General features: G+C 70.2%; 15 protein-coding genes. 7 read left to right on the top strand and 8 right to left on the bottom strand.

All coding sequences use genetic code 11. The features are described 5' to 3' along the window. Positions 1 to 89 precede the first annotated feature (89 nt). Positions 90 to 710, bottom strand: coding sequence for a TetR/AcrR family transcriptional regulator (locus J2S55_RS42175; protein WP_306872935.1), 621 nt, complete (start codon positions 708 to 710; stop codon positions 90 to 92). Positions 711 to 944: 234 nt separating this feature from the next. Here J2S55_RS42175 and J2S55_RS42170 point away from each other — a divergent pair, with 234 nt between their 5' ends. Beyond that, positions 945 to 2,096 (top strand): FAD-dependent oxidoreductase, encoded by a 1,152-nt coding sequence (locus J2S55_RS42170; RefSeq protein ID WP_306872932.1) that lies wholly within the window; start codon positions 945 to 947, stop codon positions 2,094 to 2,096. Positions 2,097 to 2,719: 623 nt separating this feature from the next. Continuing rightward, on the top strand, positions 2,720 to 3,073 hold the full coding sequence (locus J2S55_RS42165) for a beta/gamma crystallin domain-containing protein (protein WP_306872931.1): 354 nt from the start codon (positions 2,720 to 2,722) through the stop codon (positions 3,071 to 3,073). Between the two features lie 472 nt (positions 3,074 to 3,545). Here the strand turns inward: J2S55_RS42165 and J2S55_RS42160 are convergent, their stop codons facing one another. The 3 genes from J2S55_RS42160 to J2S55_RS42150 all read right to left on the bottom strand — a co-directional run bounded on the left by J2S55_RS42160 (position 3,546) and on the right by J2S55_RS42150 (position 5,277). Next, positions 3,546 to 3,758: a DUF6223 family protein gene (locus J2S55_RS42160; protein ID WP_306872928.1), complete on the bottom strand. Its 213-nt coding sequence runs from the start codon at positions 3,756 to 3,758 to the stop codon at positions 3,546 to 3,548. Positions 3,759 to 3,949: 191 nt separating this feature from the next. Then, complete coding sequence (locus J2S55_RS42155; protein WP_306875841.1) at positions 3,950 to 4,648, bottom strand: sulfotransferase family protein; 699 nt, start codon at positions 4,646 to 4,648, stop codon at positions 3,950 to 3,952. A gap of 227 nt (positions 4,649 to 4,875) precedes the next feature. Next, positions 4,876 to 5,277: a DUF6223 family protein gene (locus J2S55_RS42150; protein WP_306872926.1), complete on the bottom strand. Its 402-nt coding sequence runs from the start codon at positions 5,275 to 5,277 to the stop codon at positions 4,876 to 4,878. A gap of 276 nt (positions 5,278 to 5,553) precedes the next feature. On the opposite strand from J2S55_RS42150, the gene J2S55_RS42145 reads away from it, so the two are divergent. Then, positions 5,554 to 6,804 (top strand): sensor histidine kinase, encoded by a 1,251-nt coding sequence (locus J2S55_RS42145; protein ID WP_306872924.1) that lies wholly within the window; start codon positions 5,554 to 5,556, stop codon positions 6,802 to 6,804. Then, complete coding sequence (locus J2S55_RS42140; RefSeq protein WP_306872921.1) at positions 6,801 to 7,499, top strand: response regulator transcription factor; 699 nt, start codon at positions 6,801 to 6,803, stop codon at positions 7,497 to 7,499. Before J2S55_RS42145 ends, J2S55_RS42140 begins: the two co-directional genes overlap by 4 nt. 336 nt (positions 7,500 to 7,835) lie before the next feature. Here J2S55_RS42140 and J2S55_RS42135 read toward each other — a convergent pair whose 3' ends face one another. Next, positions 7,836 to 8,519: a class I SAM-dependent methyltransferase gene (locus J2S55_RS42135; RefSeq protein WP_306872918.1), complete on the bottom strand. Its 684-nt coding sequence runs from the start codon at positions 8,517 to 8,519 to the stop codon at positions 7,836 to 7,838. Positions 8,520 to 8,738: 219 nt separating this feature from the next. Continuing rightward, the gene (locus J2S55_RS42130; RefSeq protein ID WP_306872915.1) at positions 8,739 to 9,938 is read right to left on the bottom strand and encodes a DUF418 domain-containing protein; all 1,200 of its coding nucleotides are present in this window, start codon (positions 9,936 to 9,938) and stop codon (positions 8,739 to 8,741) included. Positions 9,939 to 10,050: 112 nt separating this feature from the next. Here J2S55_RS42130 and J2S55_RS42125 point away from each other — a divergent pair, with 112 nt between their 5' ends. Then, complete coding sequence (locus J2S55_RS42125) at positions 10,051 to 10,803, top strand: TetR/AcrR family transcriptional regulator (RefSeq protein ID WP_306872912.1); 753 nt, start codon at positions 10,051 to 10,053, stop codon at positions 10,801 to 10,803. A gap of 176 nt (positions 10,804 to 10,979) precedes the next feature. On the opposite strand, the gene J2S55_RS42120 is transcribed toward J2S55_RS42125, so the two are convergent. After that, positions 10,980 to 11,789 carry a DUF2306 domain-containing protein gene (locus tag J2S55_RS42120; RefSeq protein WP_306875838.1) on the bottom strand — a complete coding sequence of 270 codons (810 nt, stop codon included), beginning with the start codon at positions 11,787 to 11,789 and terminating at the stop codon, positions 10,980 to 10,982. Positions 11,790 to 11,931: 142 nt separating this feature from the next. Between J2S55_RS42120 and J2S55_RS42115 the strand changes: the two genes are divergently transcribed. Further along, positions 11,932 to 14,658, top strand: coding sequence for an AAA family ATPase (locus tag J2S55_RS42115; protein WP_306872910.1), 2,727 nt, complete (start codon positions 11,932 to 11,934; stop codon positions 14,656 to 14,658). Positions 14,659 to 14,832: 174 nt separating this feature from the next. Here J2S55_RS42115 and J2S55_RS42110 read toward each other — a convergent pair whose 3' ends face one another. Then, on the bottom strand, positions 14,833 to 16,518 hold the full coding sequence (locus tag J2S55_RS42110) for an IS4 family transposase (protein ID WP_306861995.1): 1,686 nt from the start codon (positions 16,516 to 16,518) through the stop codon (positions 14,833 to 14,835). Positions 16,519 to 16,767: 249 nt separating this feature from the next. On the opposite strand from J2S55_RS42110, the gene J2S55_RS42105 reads away from it, so the two are divergent. Then, positions 16,768 to 17,181 carry an SgcJ/EcaC family oxidoreductase gene (locus J2S55_RS42105; RefSeq protein ID WP_306872905.1) on the top strand — a complete coding sequence of 138 codons (414 nt, stop codon included), beginning with the start codon at positions 16,768 to 16,770 and terminating at the stop codon, positions 17,179 to 17,181. Positions 17,182 to 17,287 lie beyond the last annotated feature (106 nt).

The raw sequence follows: 17,287 nt of genomic DNA, 5'->3' as shown, positions 1-17,287 counted from the left end.
CCCTTTGACGGCCGAGGCGGCAGTGGTCTCGTTCCGGGTCGCCGGTGATCGGTGATGGAAGGGTCTGATGCCGCCCGGTCGCGGGGCGGTCAGACGGCGGTCGCGGAACCGTTCGCGGACGCGGCGGTGGGAGTGCTTGGTGGTCGCCAGCCGTGGGTGAGGATGTCGAAGCAGGTCTGGATGGCGGCCGGGAGGTCGTGCCGTCCGCGGACGAGGGAGGGGATGTCCAGGACGTAGCGGGCGAGGGCGGCGCAGGCGAGGTCGTCGTGGTCGACGCCGAACTCGTCGGCGATGACCACGGCGAGGGCGCCGGTGTGCCGGGTCCACATGCGTTCGGAGTAGGCCCGCAGTTCCGGGGTGGAGTCCACGAGGCGGGCGAACGCGGCCCGCTGTGGATGGGTCTCGATCGGCGGCAGGGTGTCCAGGGCGTGCTCGCGGAGGGCGTCCAGGACGCTCTGGCCCGCGGGACGTTGCCTTACCACGGTGATCAGTTCGGACTCCTGGTCCTGGTCCTGGTCGAAGACGAGCGCTTCTTTGCCGGTGAAGTGCTTGAACACCGTGGTCTTCGACACGTCGGCGGCGTCGGCGATGTCGCTGATGCTCACCTGGTCGTAGCCGCGCTCCAGGAAGAGCTCCAGGGCGGCGTCGGCGATCGCTTGCCGGGTGGCCGCCTTCTTGCGTTCGCGGCGGCTGACAGGGGACGCGGTCATGGGGCAAGCCTATACGATCGCGGTCTCAAGCAACTAGTGGCACAAGTTTATTAGTTGACTCAGTTCGCTTTCGTACTTAGTCTTCCGTGGGGACGGCGAGCACCCCGAGCGGCGCACCTCCCGGGATGGCCGCCGGCCGCGCCCTGCCGTCACGGGCATGCGCGAGCGCCGCGGCCGACAGCGCCGCGCTCGTCCCCTGAGCCCGTGTCCCGTTCTTCGAAAGGAATTTCCGCGATGACCTCTCCCGCACCCGCAAAGGCCCGTATCAGCGTCATCGGCGCCGGCCCCAGTGGCCTGGCCTGTGCCCGCATTCTGCAGAGACACGGCCTGGCGGTGACCGTCTATGACCGTGACGAGGACCGGGACGCCCGCGACCAGGGCGGCACGCTGGACCTGCGCGCCGACGACGGCCAGATCGCGCTGCGCGAGGCCGGTCTGCTGAAGGAGTTCTTCGCGCTGGCGCGTCCGGAGGGGCAGGAGATGCGGCAGATGACCCCCGCCGGCGAGATGACGCTGCATCACGTGCCCGAGGAGGGAGAGCGCTTCAAGCCGGAGATCGACCGCGGCCGGCTCCGCGACCTGCTGCTGGACTCGCTGGAGCCGGGCACCGTGCGGTGGGGACGCGCTCTCGACCGGGTCGGCGGGCCCGCCGACGGGCCGCGGCTGCTGCACTTCACCGACGGCACAGCCGTCGAGACCGACCTCGTCATCGGCGCCGACGGCGCCTTCTCTCGGGTCCGCCCGGCCGTCTCGCCCGCCGTCCCCGCATACACCGGGGTCAGCTTCCTGGAGGCGTGGTTCAACGACGTCGACGCCCGTCATCCCGAGATCGCCGACCTGGTCGGCCAGGGCGGCGCGGCCGCGGGCGACGGCGACCGAGGCCTGTTCGCCCAGCGCAACAGCGGCGACCACACCCGCGTCTACCTCATCCGGCGCGTCCCGATCGACTGGATCGGCCAGAGCGGCCTGACCGTCGACGACACCGAAGGCATCCGCGCCAAGCTCCTGAAGGAATACGCCGACTGGTCTCCCCGACTGCGCCGGCTGATCAGCGACAACGACGGCCCCTACGTCGACCGCCCCATCTTCGCCCTCCCGGTCCCGCACACCTGGGAGCACAACCCCACCGTCACCCTGCTCGGTGACGCCGCCCACCTCATGCCCCCGCTCGGCGTCGGCGTCAACCACGCCCTGCTCGACGCCGGCGAACTCGCTCTCGCCCTGGCCGGCTCCGCCACCCTCGACGAGGCCATCCGCACCTACGAGGCGACCATGCTGCCCCGCTCGACTCAGACCGCCAAGCTGCTGGAAGGCGGCGCCGAGCAGTTGCTGTCTCCCCGGGTTCCCGACTTCGGTGACGACGAGTTCGGTGACGGCGAGCACTGAGCAGGACTCGACCGCTCGAAATCACGCTGAGCGGGCCTGCCCGGCGCGCTCAGCAAAGCCCTCGGAGTCCTCGCCATCGAGATCGACCTGTCAACGCCCCCTCCGGAGAGCATCACCCGCATTGGAACGGCCGGTGACGACACGACGAGTCCCGCGGTCTCCTTGTCGCCGCTGGCCGTTCGGTCGCCGCTCAACCTGGAGGCGGTACCTGTGTAGCCCGTCCACCGAGAGCGAGGGAACGAATGTGCGCCAAGGCCCCCACCTGCGAATGCCTTAAATGCCACCGTTGAGCTGGATGAATGGGCTTGGCGTACGTTTTCGTTCCGCCACACCCCGACCCCTTCGTTCCGCCGCACTCCGACCCACGGCACACGGCTCGTCGGCCGCGCGTGAGCGCCACGATCGGGTGATGCTCCTCGCGTTCGGAGCGTTGGCCGGACGGAGAGTTATATTACTTTGAGTTACCAGTCAACTCAATTGCGTCACGGAAAGGCGTGGCCGCGAGGGGCCGCTCCGGTGCGCAGTCGGCCGTCCGCCGGCCAGGCGAAGCACCGTTCCGTCAGGACGCGACGTCACCAACAGGGCCGGGGCCGGGCGCGCCGGTCTCCGCAGGAGGAGAGTCCGTGATCTCGAAGAGCAAGAAGAAGGCCCGTTCCATGGCCGTGGCACTCGCCGGAGCCGCCGCCTTCGCCGTCACCGTCCCGGGCGGCACCGCCTTCGCCATCGACCACGTCCAATGCGTTGGCGGCGAGAACTTCCTGAAGATCTGGTCGCACCTCGACGGCCGTGAGAGCGTCGACTGCTACGCCAACGGCGGAAAGACCGACTTCGGCGGATGGTGGGTCGACCGGATCTCCACGGGCAACAACGACCTGATCTACTACGACGCCAACGGCGACTCGGTGAAGATCGAGCGCTGGCATGACATCACCTTCCCGAACCGCCCTCCGAAGGTCGTCGCCATCCAGATCGTGTGACATGTTGTCATCCGGCCGCCGCCGGAATCGCCGGCCGGTCACGCCCCGCAGGCGTGACCGGCGGCGGGCGGTGAGACACCCCGGTACGAGCGCGGCCGAGCCGGCGGACCCGTCATGGGCGGAGGCAGACCTGCGGGCTCGCCTGAAAGAGGCGTACGGCGACGCCTGGATGCTTGGCGATGAAGTTCTTGACCGGTTCGGTAACCGTGAGCAGTGTCTCCGACCTGAACACCTGGTACGGCTCCTATTACGGTCAGGGGCCCGAGTCCTCGCCGGAGCCGCGCATCGCGGCGGATGCACCGCCGTTCCTCATCGCCCACGGCGATCTGGACCCGCAGGTGCCCGCGGCCGATGCCCGGCACTTCGCCGACCGGCTACGCGCCACCCCTGATACGGCACGTCCGGGGCCAAGCACGGACCAGGCGGTGCCGTTGAAGAACGACAGGGGCACTGGCCCGGCGCCGGGGCCGGGTCAGGCCGTGCGGCGGGAGCGGGCCAGAGCCAGCCCGCCGATGACGACGCCGGCCAGCCCCAGCAGCGCGGCCACCGCCGACCATAGACGCCCGGAGGTCAAGGTGTAAGCACTGACGGGCTGAACCAGGACGTGCGCGGCCGCCGGTGTGGCGAGCCCCACGATTCCGAGCAGGGCGGCTGCGGCGGTGGCTGGCAAGTGACGGACGGACATGAGGATCCTTTCTGTCGAATGACAGGCGCCCGCAGCGTGTACAGCGCGGCGACTCGGCCTATGCCGGTCGAGGTGCCGGTGACGAGCGCGAGCGCCTGGGAGGGGTTTCACGGAATCGCATTGACAGGGGGCGAGGACGACCTCCGCGCCCCTCCGCAGGACGGTCCTGTGGAAAGGCGCGGTGATGTCGTTCAGTCGTGCGTGCCGGAGATGAAAGCCGAGTCGATGCTGCCATCGGTCACCAGTTGTTGCAGCGCGCGCTGCATGGTCTCGGAGTCGTTGAGGTGCGGGAACGGCTCGCCGGCGGGAGCGTCGACGCCCAGGAACCGGCAGAGCGGCTCCCAGCCCTCGCGGACGTCGAACACCAGGAGGCGATCCGCGGGCACGCTCTTCTGGACAACGGCCACGTGACGGTGGAACGCCGCTACCGCGATCTCTTCGTCGGGCATGCCCCGCTGGAAGTCCCAGGTGTCGCCGAAGGTGGACTCTCCGATGAGATCGAGAACCGGGCGGAGCCTCTCCATCGTCCTGAGTACCGCGGCCCCCGCTTCAGGCAGATCCGGCGGCACGTCCCGGCGGGTGGCGATCAGAGCCTGCATGCTGACATACCAGCGATGCGGATCGCGGACGGTCAGCACGACCTTCGCGTCCGGGTAGACCTCCGCCTGCTCGCGCCAGAAGAAACTGGCCGGCCAGTCCTGGGTGGATCGGTAGCCGTCGAGCACGCTGTCCCAGTCCAGCGGCAGGCCGGAGGCGGCGGGCAGCCACCGGTCGACGTGGTCGGGATTGCTCCCGATTTCGGCCATATGGTAGCAGGGACCGAATCCCAGCCTTTCCAGCGCGGTCTTCATCGATCTGGTTCCGGTGCGCGGGAGTCCCGCGCCGATCACGTGTAGCACGTCAGCCTCCTGCGGCTGCGGCTGCGGCGTTCACCTTTCGGCAGACGTCGACCGCGGCCTTGGCGTTGGTGTCGGATTGGTAGGGCAGCCGCCCTTGTTGATGTACAGCTGTCTGCCTGTACGTATGTACGTACAAGATCACGAGGAGCGGTCGCCGCGCGGTGATCGAGGTGTGTACGGTCATCAGGGCCTCGATCGCGCGCTTGTATCCGCTGCGGTCAGCCGCTCAGCGCGGTGCGGCGGGAGCGGGCCAGAGCCAGCCCGCCGAGGACCGCGCCGACGAGCCCAAGCACCAGGGCCAAGGCCGCCCCGAATACTCCGTTGCCGGTGCCGAGACCACCGTCGGCGACAGCCAGTTTCACCGCGCCGTTGAGCCCGCCGGTCAGCCCCACCACCAGGGCCGCGATGGCTCCCTTCCTCCCGCTGTTGCCGATACGACGGACGGAGCGCAGCGCCAGCCCGCCGATGACCACGCCGCCCAGCGCCACCAGTGCGGCCACACTGGCCCAGATTCGCTCAGGGGTCCCGAGGAAAGTATCGACACCCTGGCCCGCGCATTCTGCCGACGTCGTACAGACGGGCGAGGCCGCCTGTGCGGCAAGCACCAACAGAACAGACATTGAGGATCCTTTCGGTCGAATAACGGGCGTCGGCGGCATGCGCAGCGCGGTGACTCGGCCTATGGCGGCCGAGGCTACGGTGACGAGCGCGAGCGCCTGGGAGGTCTTTCGCGGAATCGATCATCGCGCCGTCGGGGCGGCCGCGGCCTCCGACAGTGGATGGCAGCGGCTACGCAGTTCTGCGTAGAGCACCTCGTGCCTCGGTACGCCCGTTGTCGTAGGCCACCGCGCGTCTGGGCGGAGTGTTCTCACGCGCGGGAACCGTAGGATCGCGGCATGGAACACCGCGTGGTGCCGTGGCGCCTGCCTGTGCCGGCGCAGGACGTGTTGCTCGCGCTCTTCATCACCGTGATGCAGGTTCAGGGCACGATCGTCCGTAATACCGGCGAGGTGGTACAGCGGCCGCTGAGCGACCTCGGAAACCTGGGATATGTCCTGCTGATCGCCAGTGGCGTGGTCGTGGCCGTCCGCCGCCGATGGCCGGTGCCGGTGTTCGTCACCGCCGCGCTCGCCAGCTTGGTGTACTTCGGCCTTGACTTCCCGGACGGGCCCGGCTGGCTCGGGCTCTTCGTCGCCCTGTACACCCTCGCCGCCTACGGAGACGGGCGCCGGTCGCTGGTGATCGCCGGCGTGGGCACCTCGGTGCTGGCCATCGGCTGGCTGGTCGCCGCGGCCGACATCGAGCCACGCGCCGCCATCGGCTGGGTGTTCTTCCGGATCGGCGCGTCGGTCATGAGCGCGGCCCTCGGCGAGTCCGTCCGGTCCCGACAGGTCATCGCGGCCGAGGCTCAGCAGCGCGCCGAGTTGGCCGAACGGACTCGCGAGGAGGAGGCGCGGGCGCGTGTGGACGCCGAACGGCTCCGGATCGCGCGCGAGGTCCACGACACCGTCGCGCACGCCATAGCGATCATCAACGTCCAGTCCGGCGTCACCGCGCATGTGCTCGACAAGCGGCCGGAAGTGGCGCGCGAGGCGCTGCGAGTCATCGAGCAGACCAGTTCCCGGGCGCTGCGGGAGATGCGGGCCATCCTCGGGGTACTCCGTGACGACGACGGTGACGACGGGCGGGTGCCGTACCCCGGGCTGGGGCAGATCGACGAACTGGCCGCCAAGGCGCGCGAGGCGGGACTCGACATCAAGCTCGAGGAGGCCTCGCCCGCGGCGCCGTTGCCCAGCGCGGTGGGAAGCGCCGCCTACCGAATCCTTCAGGAATCGATCACCAACGTGATCCGCCACGCCGGCCCGACCCGGGTGACGGTGGCGCTGAAGGCCGGCATCGACGCCTTGGAGATCCGCGTGACCGATGAGGGCCGCCGTGCCGCCCCAGGTCATGACTCCGCGGATCCGCGCCTACCGGCCCGGCATCCGAGCGGCACGGGCAGTTCGGCCGCGTCCGGCCGCGGGATCGTCGGCATGCGCGAGCGCTGCCGGCTGCTGGGCGGAGACCTCGACGCCGGGCCGCTTGCGGGTGGCGGGTTCGAAGTCAAGGCACGACTGCCCCTCACACCGACCGGGTCAAGCCTGTGAACGCGGCGGCCGCCTCACCGTCGACCAACGCTCCGATCAAGGTGCTGCTCGCCGACGACGAGGGTCTCGTGCGATCGGGGTTCAGGGTCCTGCTCGACCTCGAGGACGGCATCACCGTGGTGGGAGAAGCCGCCAACGGCGCCGAAGCCGTGGAACGGGCCCGCGCCACCCGCCCCGACGTCGTCCTCATGGACATCCGCATGCCCAGGCTGGACGGGATTCAAGCCACCGCCCAGATCGCGCAGACGCACGGGTTGGAGCAGGTCCGCGTCCTCATCCTCACCACCTACGACACCGACGAGTACGTCTTCGACGCCTTGCAGGCCGGTGCCAGCGGCTTCCTGCTCAAGGACGCCGGCCCGGCCGAACTCCTGCATGCCATCCGGGTGGTCGCTGATGGAGAGGCGCTGCTCGCACCGCGGGTCACCCGACGCCTCATCGCGCAGGTCACCACGCGACGGACAGCCGCGCAGGCCGGAGAGGGCCGGCTCGCGGTGCTGACCCAGCGTGAGCGCGAAGTGCTGGCCCTGGTGGGACAGGGCCTGAACAACGACGAGATCGGCGGGGAGTTGTTCCTCAGCCCGGCCACCGCACGCACCCATGTCAGCCGCGCGATGACGAAACTGGGTGCGCGCGACCGTGCGCAACTGGTCGTCATCGCCTACCAAACAGGACTGGTCGGCCCGGCGATGTAGGGCACGGCCAGGCCGTGCTCGCGCAGCGACCGGGCGTAGATGATCATGTCGTTGTCGAACACCTGGGACGCCCGCCGTGGCGGCCCCGCTCGCGGCCGGCGGATGAGAGAACACCAGCGGCACGCCGTCTCCGCCACTGCCGGCGTAGCGGATAGGAGGGAGTTCGGGGCTGGACCGGTGGATGGCGGCAACTCCGCCCGCGTCGGCCTGCTGACGCCACTGACCGTTCCGTTGCCGATCAAGCCCCGCAGCCCAGCTGTCTCGCACTTCTCGGGGTGTCGGTGACACGAGTCTTACCGACACCCCGGGTCCTGGCTGCGCGGGGAGGACTGTGGATCAGCGAGGCACGGCGCGCACCCATCCGCGGTCATCGTCGAGGAAACCGGAGACCGTCAGGCCGACTTGGTCGAGCTCGCGGCTGAGACGGTCGTCGTCGAGACGGCGGCTGACGAAGGTATGGGTCCAGCGCCGCTCGCCGATGACGTACTCCATGGTGGCCTCCAGCAGATCTGGTCCGGGACGGCCGATGTCGGTCATGCGGACGGTGCGGCCGTCATCGGCCCGGCGTTCGAACGGCTGGATGGTGTCGTACCACTCGGGGGGCTTGCGCTGCAGGATGACGCAGCCGTCGTCGGCGACGTGTCGGCGGCAGGTACGCAGGAACGCGGCGCGCAGGTCGTCGTCGGCGGTCTCGACGACGAACGACATCAGCAGCACCAGATCGAAGGTCCGGGGCAGGGCCAGGGTCTGGATGCGGGAACAGACGGTCTCGGCTCCGGTGATGTGGGCGAGCATCTCGGGGGATTCGTCGACAGCGACGACCTCGTGCCCGAGTTCCAGCAGGGGATGGGTGATGCGCCCGGTGCCGGCTCCGAGTTCGAGGATGCTCGCCCTGGGCGGGACAGCGGCGTGGATGAGTTCAGGTTCGCCGCCCGCGGTGAGGGTGGCGTAGTAGTCGACCGCGCAACCGTCCGGGGTGATCGGCCCCGGGCCCGTGCCGTGGTAGATCCGTGAGGTCATGCCTCCCATTCTGGGGCGTCGCGGGCAGCCGGAGTGAGGGCAGCGAGACGGTCACCGAATGTCGCGGAGGATGAACCGGTCCTTGCGTCGGTCCAGCTGCCGGGCGACACCCTGCCCCACCGGCGGGGAAGCATCCTCGGCTCGGCGGTGGAAGGGGGGGCGCCTCGGCCATGGCCTCACCATGCCGGGCGCCACCGACGATGCTTCGTGCTGCGGCGACTATGCCCGAGGCCCGTAGGTCAGGCGGCGCAGGACGGTCTCGGCGGGACCGGCCTGATGACGCTTTTCGAGCAGGCGGGCGATCAGGACGGTCGCGAGCCAGACGGCCACCGCGATGACCAGGCCGGTCACCGTGGGGCTGCCGAAACGGTCGCCGAGGTCGAGTGTGAAGGGCGCCAGGAGAACGAGCCAGGCCACCGACTGGAACAGGTATCCTGACAGGGAACGCCGGCCCAGGGCCGAGAGCGCGCCGACAACGGGGCCGGGCCGGGTGATCCGCATGACGATCAGGCCGAAGACGGCCACGTACCCCGGGCCGGCGAACATGCCGCTGCCGCCATGGAGCAGCAGCATCAGACTGGCAGCCGACTCGTCGACGTGCAGCCATCCAGCGCTGACCAGGGCGGTCGGGAGACCTCCGGCGACGGCGACGCCGAGTCCGAGGACAGCGGTCCAGGAGAGCAGGGTCTTGTGGCGGGCGGGCTCTTCGAGGACGCGGTGGCGGGCGGCCCACATGCCCAGCCAGGCGATGAGGATGAAGGGCAGGACGGTCAGCGTGTGCATCGGCCATTCGGCGAGGCGGTCCAGCATGGAGGCGAAGTATCCGGCTGCGGCGAGGGAGTCGACGTGGCCCGTCGGCAGCGGGGCCGACCCGCCCTGACCTCCGAGGGTGCGGCTCAGCACGATGACGCCGAGGACCAGGATCTCGACCGCGTACAGCGCCCAGAGCACCAGCACGGTCCGGTGGAACTTGTCGCCGCGACGTAGCAGCACCAGGGTCATCACGATCCCGACGATCCCGTACGCGCCGAGGAAGTCGCCGTAGTACAGCAACGCGGCGTGTACGGACCCGAATGCGACGAGCCAGAGGTTGCGGCGCATCAGCACCGAGCGGACCTGCTCCGGCGTGGCCCCGGAGGCATCCTGGCGGCGGGCGAGCTGGACGAGACCGTAGCCGAACATCACGGCGAAGACCGGGTACCCGCGGGCATGGACGAGTTCGAAGAGCAGGAAGTTCAAGCCGCGGTCGACGCCGTCCGGCGTGGCGTCGAGGCCGGGCTCGCCGGCGAAGACGACTCCGGCGACGTTGGCCAGCGCGATGATCAGCAACATCGCTCCCCGGGCCAGGTCCGGTGCGAGGGCGCGTTCGGCGCGCCGCACCGGACCTCTCGATGTCCGCGGTGCGGTGTGAATGCTCATGTTTGTACCTCTCCTGAGACGCAGGTGTTAGTTTCACAGAGAAAGTATTGTGGATACACTAATGAGGACCCTGGCATGACGGGGCTGAATTCCTGGGGTGAGCGAGGGAGCCATGACCAGCGAGCACTTCGTTCCGGCGGCGCTGCGCCGGCTGTGGAGGATGACGGAGCCCTCGCGTCTCGGGCGGCCCGCGGCCCTCGACGTCGACCTGATCGTCGCCACGGCGGTGGAGATCGCTGACTGTGACGGGCTCGGCGGCGTGACGATTCCCAAGGTCGCCAAGAGCCTCGGCTTCACAGGGATGTCGCTCTACAGGCACGTCGGATCCAAGGACGAGCTGCTCACGCTCATGACCGACCACGCCCTGGGCATGCCGCCGGACATGGGCACCGGCGACTGGCGCGAAGGGCTGCGCAGGTGGGCCTCCGCACAGCGCGCGGTGTTCCAGCAGCGGCCGTGGCTGACGCGCGTGCCCATCTCCGGACCGCCTTCCGGACCGAACGGGATCGCGTGGATGGAGGCCGCGCTGGCGGTCATGTCCCGCACCCGCCTCGACCGGGCGCACAAGGTCGGCGTCCTGTCGCTGATCGGTGGCTACGTGCTCCAGTCCGTGCGGCAGCACAGCGACCTCGCCGAGAGCAGAGCCGAAGATCAGGGGCAGGCCGACGCCGAGCGCGCCCAAGCCCGCGCGCTGGTGCGGCTCGTCGACCCCGAGCGCTTCCCCGAGACGGCCCGGCTGTTCTCCTCGACACTGTTCGAGACGCCGCCGTCGAACACTCCCGACGAGACGGTCGCCGACGCGGACTTCTCACTTGGGCTGGAGCTGATCCTCGACGGGGTCGCCGTACGGATGGAGCAGTCCTGAGCCGCGGTTCGGCGGGCCTTCTCGGCGGCCTCCACCTGTCCGCGGGCGTCCACGGCGCCGGCCGCCCTGTCATCCCGTTCACGAGCGAGGTGACCTCCCGGTCGACCGCTCACATGCCGCCGGTGGCCGGATCCGGAGGCCGGCCGCCAACCGGATCGCCGAGCACGACGCCCGGCTCAGCCGGCGGGCCGTCCTGCCCCGGAGGCGGCCGTGGACGCGGAGGCGGCGCGGACCCGCGGACGTCTGCGGGACCTGGGCTTGCCCGTGTGGTCCGTGTACTCCAGCCACCATTCCGCGATCAGCAGGTTGACGACCCAGCTGAGCCATACGCCGGCGGAACCGATCGCCTCGATCATCGCTTGCTGGTCGCCGCCGTAGGCGCTGTCGAGCCGCGGCAGCTGGACGGCGAGCAGCACCCCGGCCCACAGCCGGCTCGCCACGATGGACGTGGTCAGCGCGAAGCTGCGGATCATCCACCTGCGGTGCTCGGGGAACCGCCGCTGCCGAGCCATCCGCCACCCGGCGAGACCGGTGATCAGCCACACCACGCCCAGCATGGTGTTCCCGGTGTTTCCACCGAACCCCGTGTGGCCGAACGGGGCGACTCCCAGAACGGTGATGCCGGCGGGGAACACGCCGAGGAAGAAGTACGCCCGCCCCGTCCAGCGGTGAGCCCTGGGGTAGGAGCGGCGGAACCACGGCCACACCTGGAAGCACCCCGTCAGCAGGGCCACCGTGCCGAAAATGATGTGCGCCACAAGTAGGGAGTAGAAAAATGGCGGCGAATCGGACAGCTCAACCCGTGATTGCGCCGGGTCGAAGGTGAGGTACGGCGGCACCGAGTACACCACGAACGCGAGCATCACGATGAACAGCGGAATGATCCAGCCGAGCTGGCGCCGACGCCGTGACTGCGCCGCCGGGTGCGGAGGCGGTGTCCCCGCCCCGTCCTCGCCGGGCGCCGAACCCGATCCCATCAACGTCATGGCCACAGAAGGTCTCCTCACCGAAGTCGCGGCGGGCGCGCAGCTCGCCCATCGCGGCCAGCCTCGCGGGTACGCGGATCCGAGGCCAGAGTCGAACCGACTGCAGTCGCCCGGGACACCCCCGGCGGAGACGGGGAAGGTGATGCACGGCCGGCACCGGGAACGAGAGACCATCGCCCGGCTGCTCGCCGACGCGCGAGGCGGACGCAGCGGGGCGCTGGTCCTGCGCGGCGAGGCGGGCATCGGCAAGAGTTCGCTGCTGCGCCATGCCGCCGAGAGCGCGGCTGCCTCCGGGCCCATGCGGGTGCTCGCGTGCGCCGGCGTCGACTCCGAGGTCGAGCACGCGTTCAGCGGGCTGCTCGGACTGCTCCGGCCGGTGCTCGATCACCTTGACGCGCTGCCCGGCGTCCAGGCCGAGGCGCTGCGCGGGGCGCTCGGCCTCACCGACTCCGCGGCCCCGGACTTCCCGGTCTCGGACTTCCTGGTCTCCGCGGCGGTGCTCACGCTGCTCGCGGCGGTGGCGGCGGACCGCCCCCTGCTGGTCACCGTCGACGACGTGCAGTGGCTGGACCGCGCCTCGGCCGCCGCCCTGCTGTTCGCCGCTCGCCGGCTGGCCGACGAGCCCATCGCGATGCTGCTCGCCGTACGCGAACCCGAGCCGCTGCCCGTCAACACGGCCGGGCTGTCCGAACTGGTGCTGTACGGGCTGCCGCCGGAGGATGCCGCGCGGCTGCTCGACGCGCACGGCTGGACGCTGCCCGCGCGCCAACGCGATGCCCTCTTCACGGCGACCGGCGGCAACCCGCTCGCCCTGATCGAGCTGGCCCGGCTCGACGGACCCGATCGTGCCATGCCCGACCTCGCCATGACCCGGACCCTGCCCGTGAGCGCCAGAGTCCGGGCGGCGTTCCTGCGCCAGGTCGAAGGCCTGTCGGCGGACGGTCGCGCGGTACTGCTGGTGGCGGCGGCCGAGGAGACCGGGGACGCCGGCACCGTGCTCGGGGCCGCCGCCCGGCTCGGCCTGCCGGCCGACGCGCTGGACCCGGCCGAGCGGTCGGGACTGGTGGAGCTCAACGGGATCGAGATCCGCTTCCGGCACCCGCTGATCCGCTCCGCCGTTTACGCGGACGCGCCTTTCGAGCACCGCCGCGCCGCGCACCTGGCCATCGCCGCGCACCTGAGCGCGACCGGAAAGGACGGCCAGGCGATCTGGCACCGCGCCGTGGCCACGACCGCACCGGACGAGAAGATCGCCGCCGAGTTGGAGCACAGCGCCGACGCCGCCCGGCGGCGCGGCGGCGCGGCGGCGGCGATCTCCGTCCTGCAGCATGCCGCGCGGCTCAGCGAGTCGCCCGCCGATCGCCGCCAGAGGACGGTGACCGCCGCCTTCGTGGCGCTGGACGCGGGCCGGCCCGGCCTGGCCAGGACGCTCGTCGACCAGGTCATGGCCGAGCCCGTGCCCGCTGTGACACTGGCCCAGCTCAACGGGATCATCGAGCTGTACGGCGGAGACCCGGCGATCGCCTACTCACACCTGATGCGGTGCGCCGAGCTCATGTCGTCGGCCGAGCCCGAGGAGGCCGCCTGGACCCTCCTGCTCGCGGGCGGATCGGCGTTGCACGCCGGAGACATGGAGGCGGCGCTGCTGGCGACCCGGCGCATCACCGACCTGGACTGCTCACCGGCGACGCTCCGCGCCGCCGCGGGTCTCCTCGGCGGCTTCGAGGGCGTCATCACCGGGGCCGAGCTGTGGGAACTGCCAGGCATCCTGCCTCGGGGCCGAGGCGGGGGCGATGAGCGGCAGTGGATGTGGGCGACCGTGATCGGCTGGATGGGGCCCGACGACCACCAGGCCCTCCGGCTCGCCGAGGCCACCGGCCGCCGGGCCCGCGCCGAAGGCTCCGCCGCGCTGCTCACCGAGGTGCTGTTCTACCAGGCCGACATCGAGTTCCGGCTCGGGCACTGGGCGGAGGGGACCGCGCATGCCGAGGAAGGTCTCCGCTTCAGCTACGAGACCGGCCAGCGGGGCTGGACGGCCAACTTCCTCGCCCAGTCGGCCCGGTTCGCCGCCGTGCGCGGCGAGGCCGCGGCCTGCCGCCGGTATGCCCGGCAGGCACTGGAGATCGCGTTCCCGCTGCGCGAGCGCATCGCCGCCGCGACGGCGACCGGCGCGCTGGGGCTGCTGGCACTGGGGGAGGGCGCGTCAGCGGAGGCGTTCGCGGAGCTGATGCGCCTGTTCGAGCGGGGTTCGCCTCACTCCAATGACTTCGTCGCGCTCGCGATGCTCCCGGACCTGGTCGAGGCCGCCGTACGCGCCGGGGATCCGGAGCCGGCCCGGCGGATCGTCCAGGCCGTGGAGCCTCGGACCGGCGCTGTCCGCGGGCCCATGGCCCAGGGCGGCAAGCACCGCTCCCACGCGATGCTCGCGGACGACGCCCACGCCGAATCGCACTACCGGAGCGCGCTGGCGAACTGCGGGCTCGATCAGCGCCCCTTCGACCGGGCCCGGACCGAACTCCTGTACGGCGAGTGGCTGCACCGCAACCACCGCAGAACCGAGGCCCAGCCAATGCTCAGGGCCGCGAGCGAGACCTTCGACACGCTCGGGGCACAACCGTGGGCGCGGCGTGCGCTCGCCCGGCTCCGTGCGGCCGGCGGCACCCCGCCCCGCCCGGACCGGCCGGTCGCCGCCCTGCTCAGCCCGCAGGAACTGGAAGTGTCCAGGCTCGCCGCCAAAGGGCTGAGCAACCGCGAGATCGGTGACCGGATGCACCTCAGCCCGCGCACGGTGGGCTCGCACCTGTACCGGGCGTTCCCCAAGCTCGGGATCTCCACCCGCGCCGAACTCCGCGACCTCGACCTCGACTGACGGCGGCGTGCCCGCCCTGCCCGGCATCAAGCCGCATGCCCTGCCGGCGTCAGGAGGCGCGACGGCAGGGATGGACGGCATGCCCAGGCGGCCCAGAGGTCGCACGCCCGGCGGGACGGCGGCCGTCAGGCCGCCTTGAAGCAAGGCCGCGTAGTTAAGGTCGTGGGACCTGTGTCAAGGGAGGGTGTAGATGCCACGGCCGGTCTTGCGGATCAGACCTTGGCGTGCCCATTGGGCCATCTGCACGCAGAAACTGTGTAGGTCCGGGACGCCGAGTAGCTGTCCGACCTCGCGCGCGTGCCAGGAGCGGCCGAGCTGAGTCTGCATGAGGGCGAGGACGTGTTGTTTGCGTCCGATGCGGGCTCGGGCGGCGGGCTTGTCCCGGCGGGCGGCTGGGGTGGGCCGGGTGGTATCGGCCAGATGGCGGTCCAATGCCCACGATCGCAGGGGGCGTGGCTGTACGGCAGGTGGTGCGGTGCGTCCATGGTGGATCAGGAAGCACAGGCTGGTGATGGTCACGCTGCCTGGTGGCCGGTCGTCGGTGCGATGGGTGTGGTAGCGGGAGATCGGGGACTTGACCTTGCGAATGCTGAGGCGCCGGCGGCGCGCGGGCAGCAGGCCGGCCAGGACCGCCCGGCCGATACCGCCCAGCAGATCGACAGCGCCGTCATCGGTATCGGGCAGGATCCGGTGGGCGGTGATGACCTGCTCGCGGGCCCGTTGCAGGGCGGTGGTGAAGCAGGCCCGATCGGGGTCGGTGCCCGGACACGTCTCCACGGCGTCGGTCATGGCCCGGCGCAGGACTTGGTAAAGGGTGAGCGCGGCCCACATCTCCTGTTCGATGCCGGCCGGGTCGCCCGAGCGCAGAACGGCGCCGGTCATCAGGGTGTGGCGCAGTGCCAGATAGGCCGATTCGATCTCCCAGCGCTCGTGGTAGAGCTGTATCAGTTGCTCGGCCGGATCGGTGCGATGGTCGGTCAGGGTGGTGACCAGCCGGTAGCGGCCCTGGACGCGGCGGCCGTCGGCCAAGGTCACGATCACGTCGGCGTCGATGATACGGACCTTCAGACCGGCCAGAACGGACAGAAACGAGCCATCGGATAGCTGAGCCAGCACCGGTGGGCGGCGACTGGTGCGGATACGGACCAGCAGTTGGGCGCCGGTGGCGGTGACCTCCCTGAGGAAGGCGTCGGCGTCGAAGGCGCGGTCGGCCAGCACGAGCATGTCGGAGCGCAGATGCTGTAGCAGGCGCAGCGCGTAGGTGCTCTCGCCTGCGGCAGGAGCGCCGAAGGTGGCGCCGATCAGGGCGCGGGTGCCGGTCTCGACCAGCGTCATGAGCATCAGCATCGGATAGCCCGCCCAGGCTTGGCGGTAGCAGGCGCGGCCGTAGTGGTCGCGGTTGCGGGTCGTGTCGGGGACCTTCAGGGAGCTGCAGCCGTCGAAGGCGACGGTGCGCCGGCGGCGGTAGCACACGCCCGGGGTGTGCGGCTGAGCTATGGGTCCGGCCAGTACCTCGAACAACGCCTTCAGCGGGGCTGATCCTATGCGGCGGCGCAGATCACGCAGCGCCTTGTCGGACGGGGTGGGCACGGCAAGGCCGTGCAGGCCGGCGACCAGTTTGTCCCATACCCGCAGGTAGCCCATGCGCGGGAATAGGCCGAGCGCAAGCGTGAAGTACACCCCGACCCGTGAGGGTAGATCCCGCAGTCTGCGCTGCACGGTTCTGGTGTCGGCGAGGACCGCGTCGACCATCTCGAAGGGGACATGCTGGGTCAGCTCGCCCAGGTGGCCGGGGGCGTAGATGCCGTCGGCGACCGTGATGGCACGCGTGACGGTGGTGGTGGCAGACTGGCAGTTCAACGGGACCTCTAAAACGGGACGATCTTGGCGGATTGCCCTGATTTATCAGAGGTCCCGTTGCTGTGTCTGCCCTGAACGGCACACCCGCAGATCCCTTGACTCAGCCCCCGAACCCTTAACTACGCGGCCTTGGCCCTTGAAGACCTGGAGAAAACTCTCGTCCGCCGCGATGAGTTCCGACCTCGCCGCCGGTATGTACTGACGAGCTCGCCGGAACACCCGGGCGAGCCGATCACAAGGGAGAATCCGGTGTCAGACAGTCATATGGAAGACGAGGCCGCCATCCAGGCCGTGCTGGTCGACTCCTACAGGGCGTGGGAGGCCGGCGACGCCGACGGCATGGTCGCCAACTACACCGCGGACGCGACCGCCATCATGACCGGCTCGCTCCGCGACAGCCGTGACGTGATCCGCGAGAACATGGCCCTGGGCTTCGAGGGGCCGCTCAAGGGCAGCTCCACCTTCAACAAGCAGCTCAGCCTCCGCTTCGTCGGCAGGGACGCCGCGATCGTCATCAGCGAATCCGGCATCCTGTTCCCCGGCGAGACCGGGGTTCCGGACGACCGGCGCAAGGTGAACGCGACCTGGGTCCTCGAGAAGCGGGACGGCCGGTGGCTGATCGCCGCCTATCACAACAGCCCGGTGCTGGCGCCTGGGCAGTGAACCCTTCCCCTGCCTACGAGTGAGGTTCAGGGACGAGCACTAAGTTGTTCTTTATCCAAAATCAGACGTATGTCGTGGCCGGGTTGTTGATGGCCACGTGGTGATC

Source organism: Streptosporangium brasiliense (assembly GCF_030811595.1).
Lineage (GTDB): Bacteria > Actinomycetota > Actinomycetes > Streptosporangiales > Streptosporangiaceae > Streptosporangium > Streptosporangium brasiliense.
This window is presented reverse-complemented; position numbering and strand designations above follow the sequence as displayed.

What these genes read in the sequence shown, in the direction of transcription:
- J2S55_RS42175 (WP_306872935.1), bottom strand. Translation starts at nt 710, where the DNA reads ATGACCGCGTCCCCTGTCAGCCGCCGCGAACGCAAGAAGGCGGCCACC.
- J2S55_RS42170 (WP_306872932.1), top strand. Translation starts at nt 945, where the DNA reads ATGACCTCTCCCGCACCCGCAAAGGCCCGTATCAGCGTCATCGGCGCC.
- J2S55_RS42160 (WP_306872928.1), bottom strand. Translation starts at nt 3,758, where the DNA reads ATGTCCGTCCGTCACTTGCCAGCCACCGCCGCAGCCGCCCTGCTCGGA.
- J2S55_RS42150 (WP_306872926.1), bottom strand. Translation starts at nt 5,277, where the DNA reads ATGTCTGTTCTGTTGGTGCTTGCCGCACAGGCGGCCTCGCCCGTCTGT.
- J2S55_RS42145 (WP_306872924.1), top strand. Translation starts at nt 5,554, where the DNA reads ATGGAACACCGCGTGGTGCCGTGGCGCCTGCCTGTGCCGGCGCAGGAC.
- J2S55_RS42135 (WP_306872918.1), bottom strand. Translation starts at nt 8,519, where the DNA reads ATGACCTCACGGATCTACCACGGCACGGGCCCGGGGCCGATCACCCCG.
- J2S55_RS42130 (WP_306872915.1), bottom strand. Translation starts at nt 9,938, where the DNA reads ATGAGCATTCACACCGCACCGCGGACATCGAGAGGTCCGGTGCGGCGC.
- J2S55_RS42125 (WP_306872912.1), top strand. Translation starts at nt 10,051, where the DNA reads ATGACCAGCGAGCACTTCGTTCCGGCGGCGCTGCGCCGGCTGTGGAGG.
- J2S55_RS42120 (WP_306875838.1), bottom strand. Translation starts at nt 11,789, where the DNA reads ATGACGTTGATGGGATCGGGTTCGGCGCCCGGCGAGGACGGGGCGGGG.
- J2S55_RS42115 (WP_306872910.1), top strand. Translation starts at nt 11,932, where the DNA reads ATGCACGGCCGGCACCGGGAACGAGAGACCATCGCCCGGCTGCTCGCC.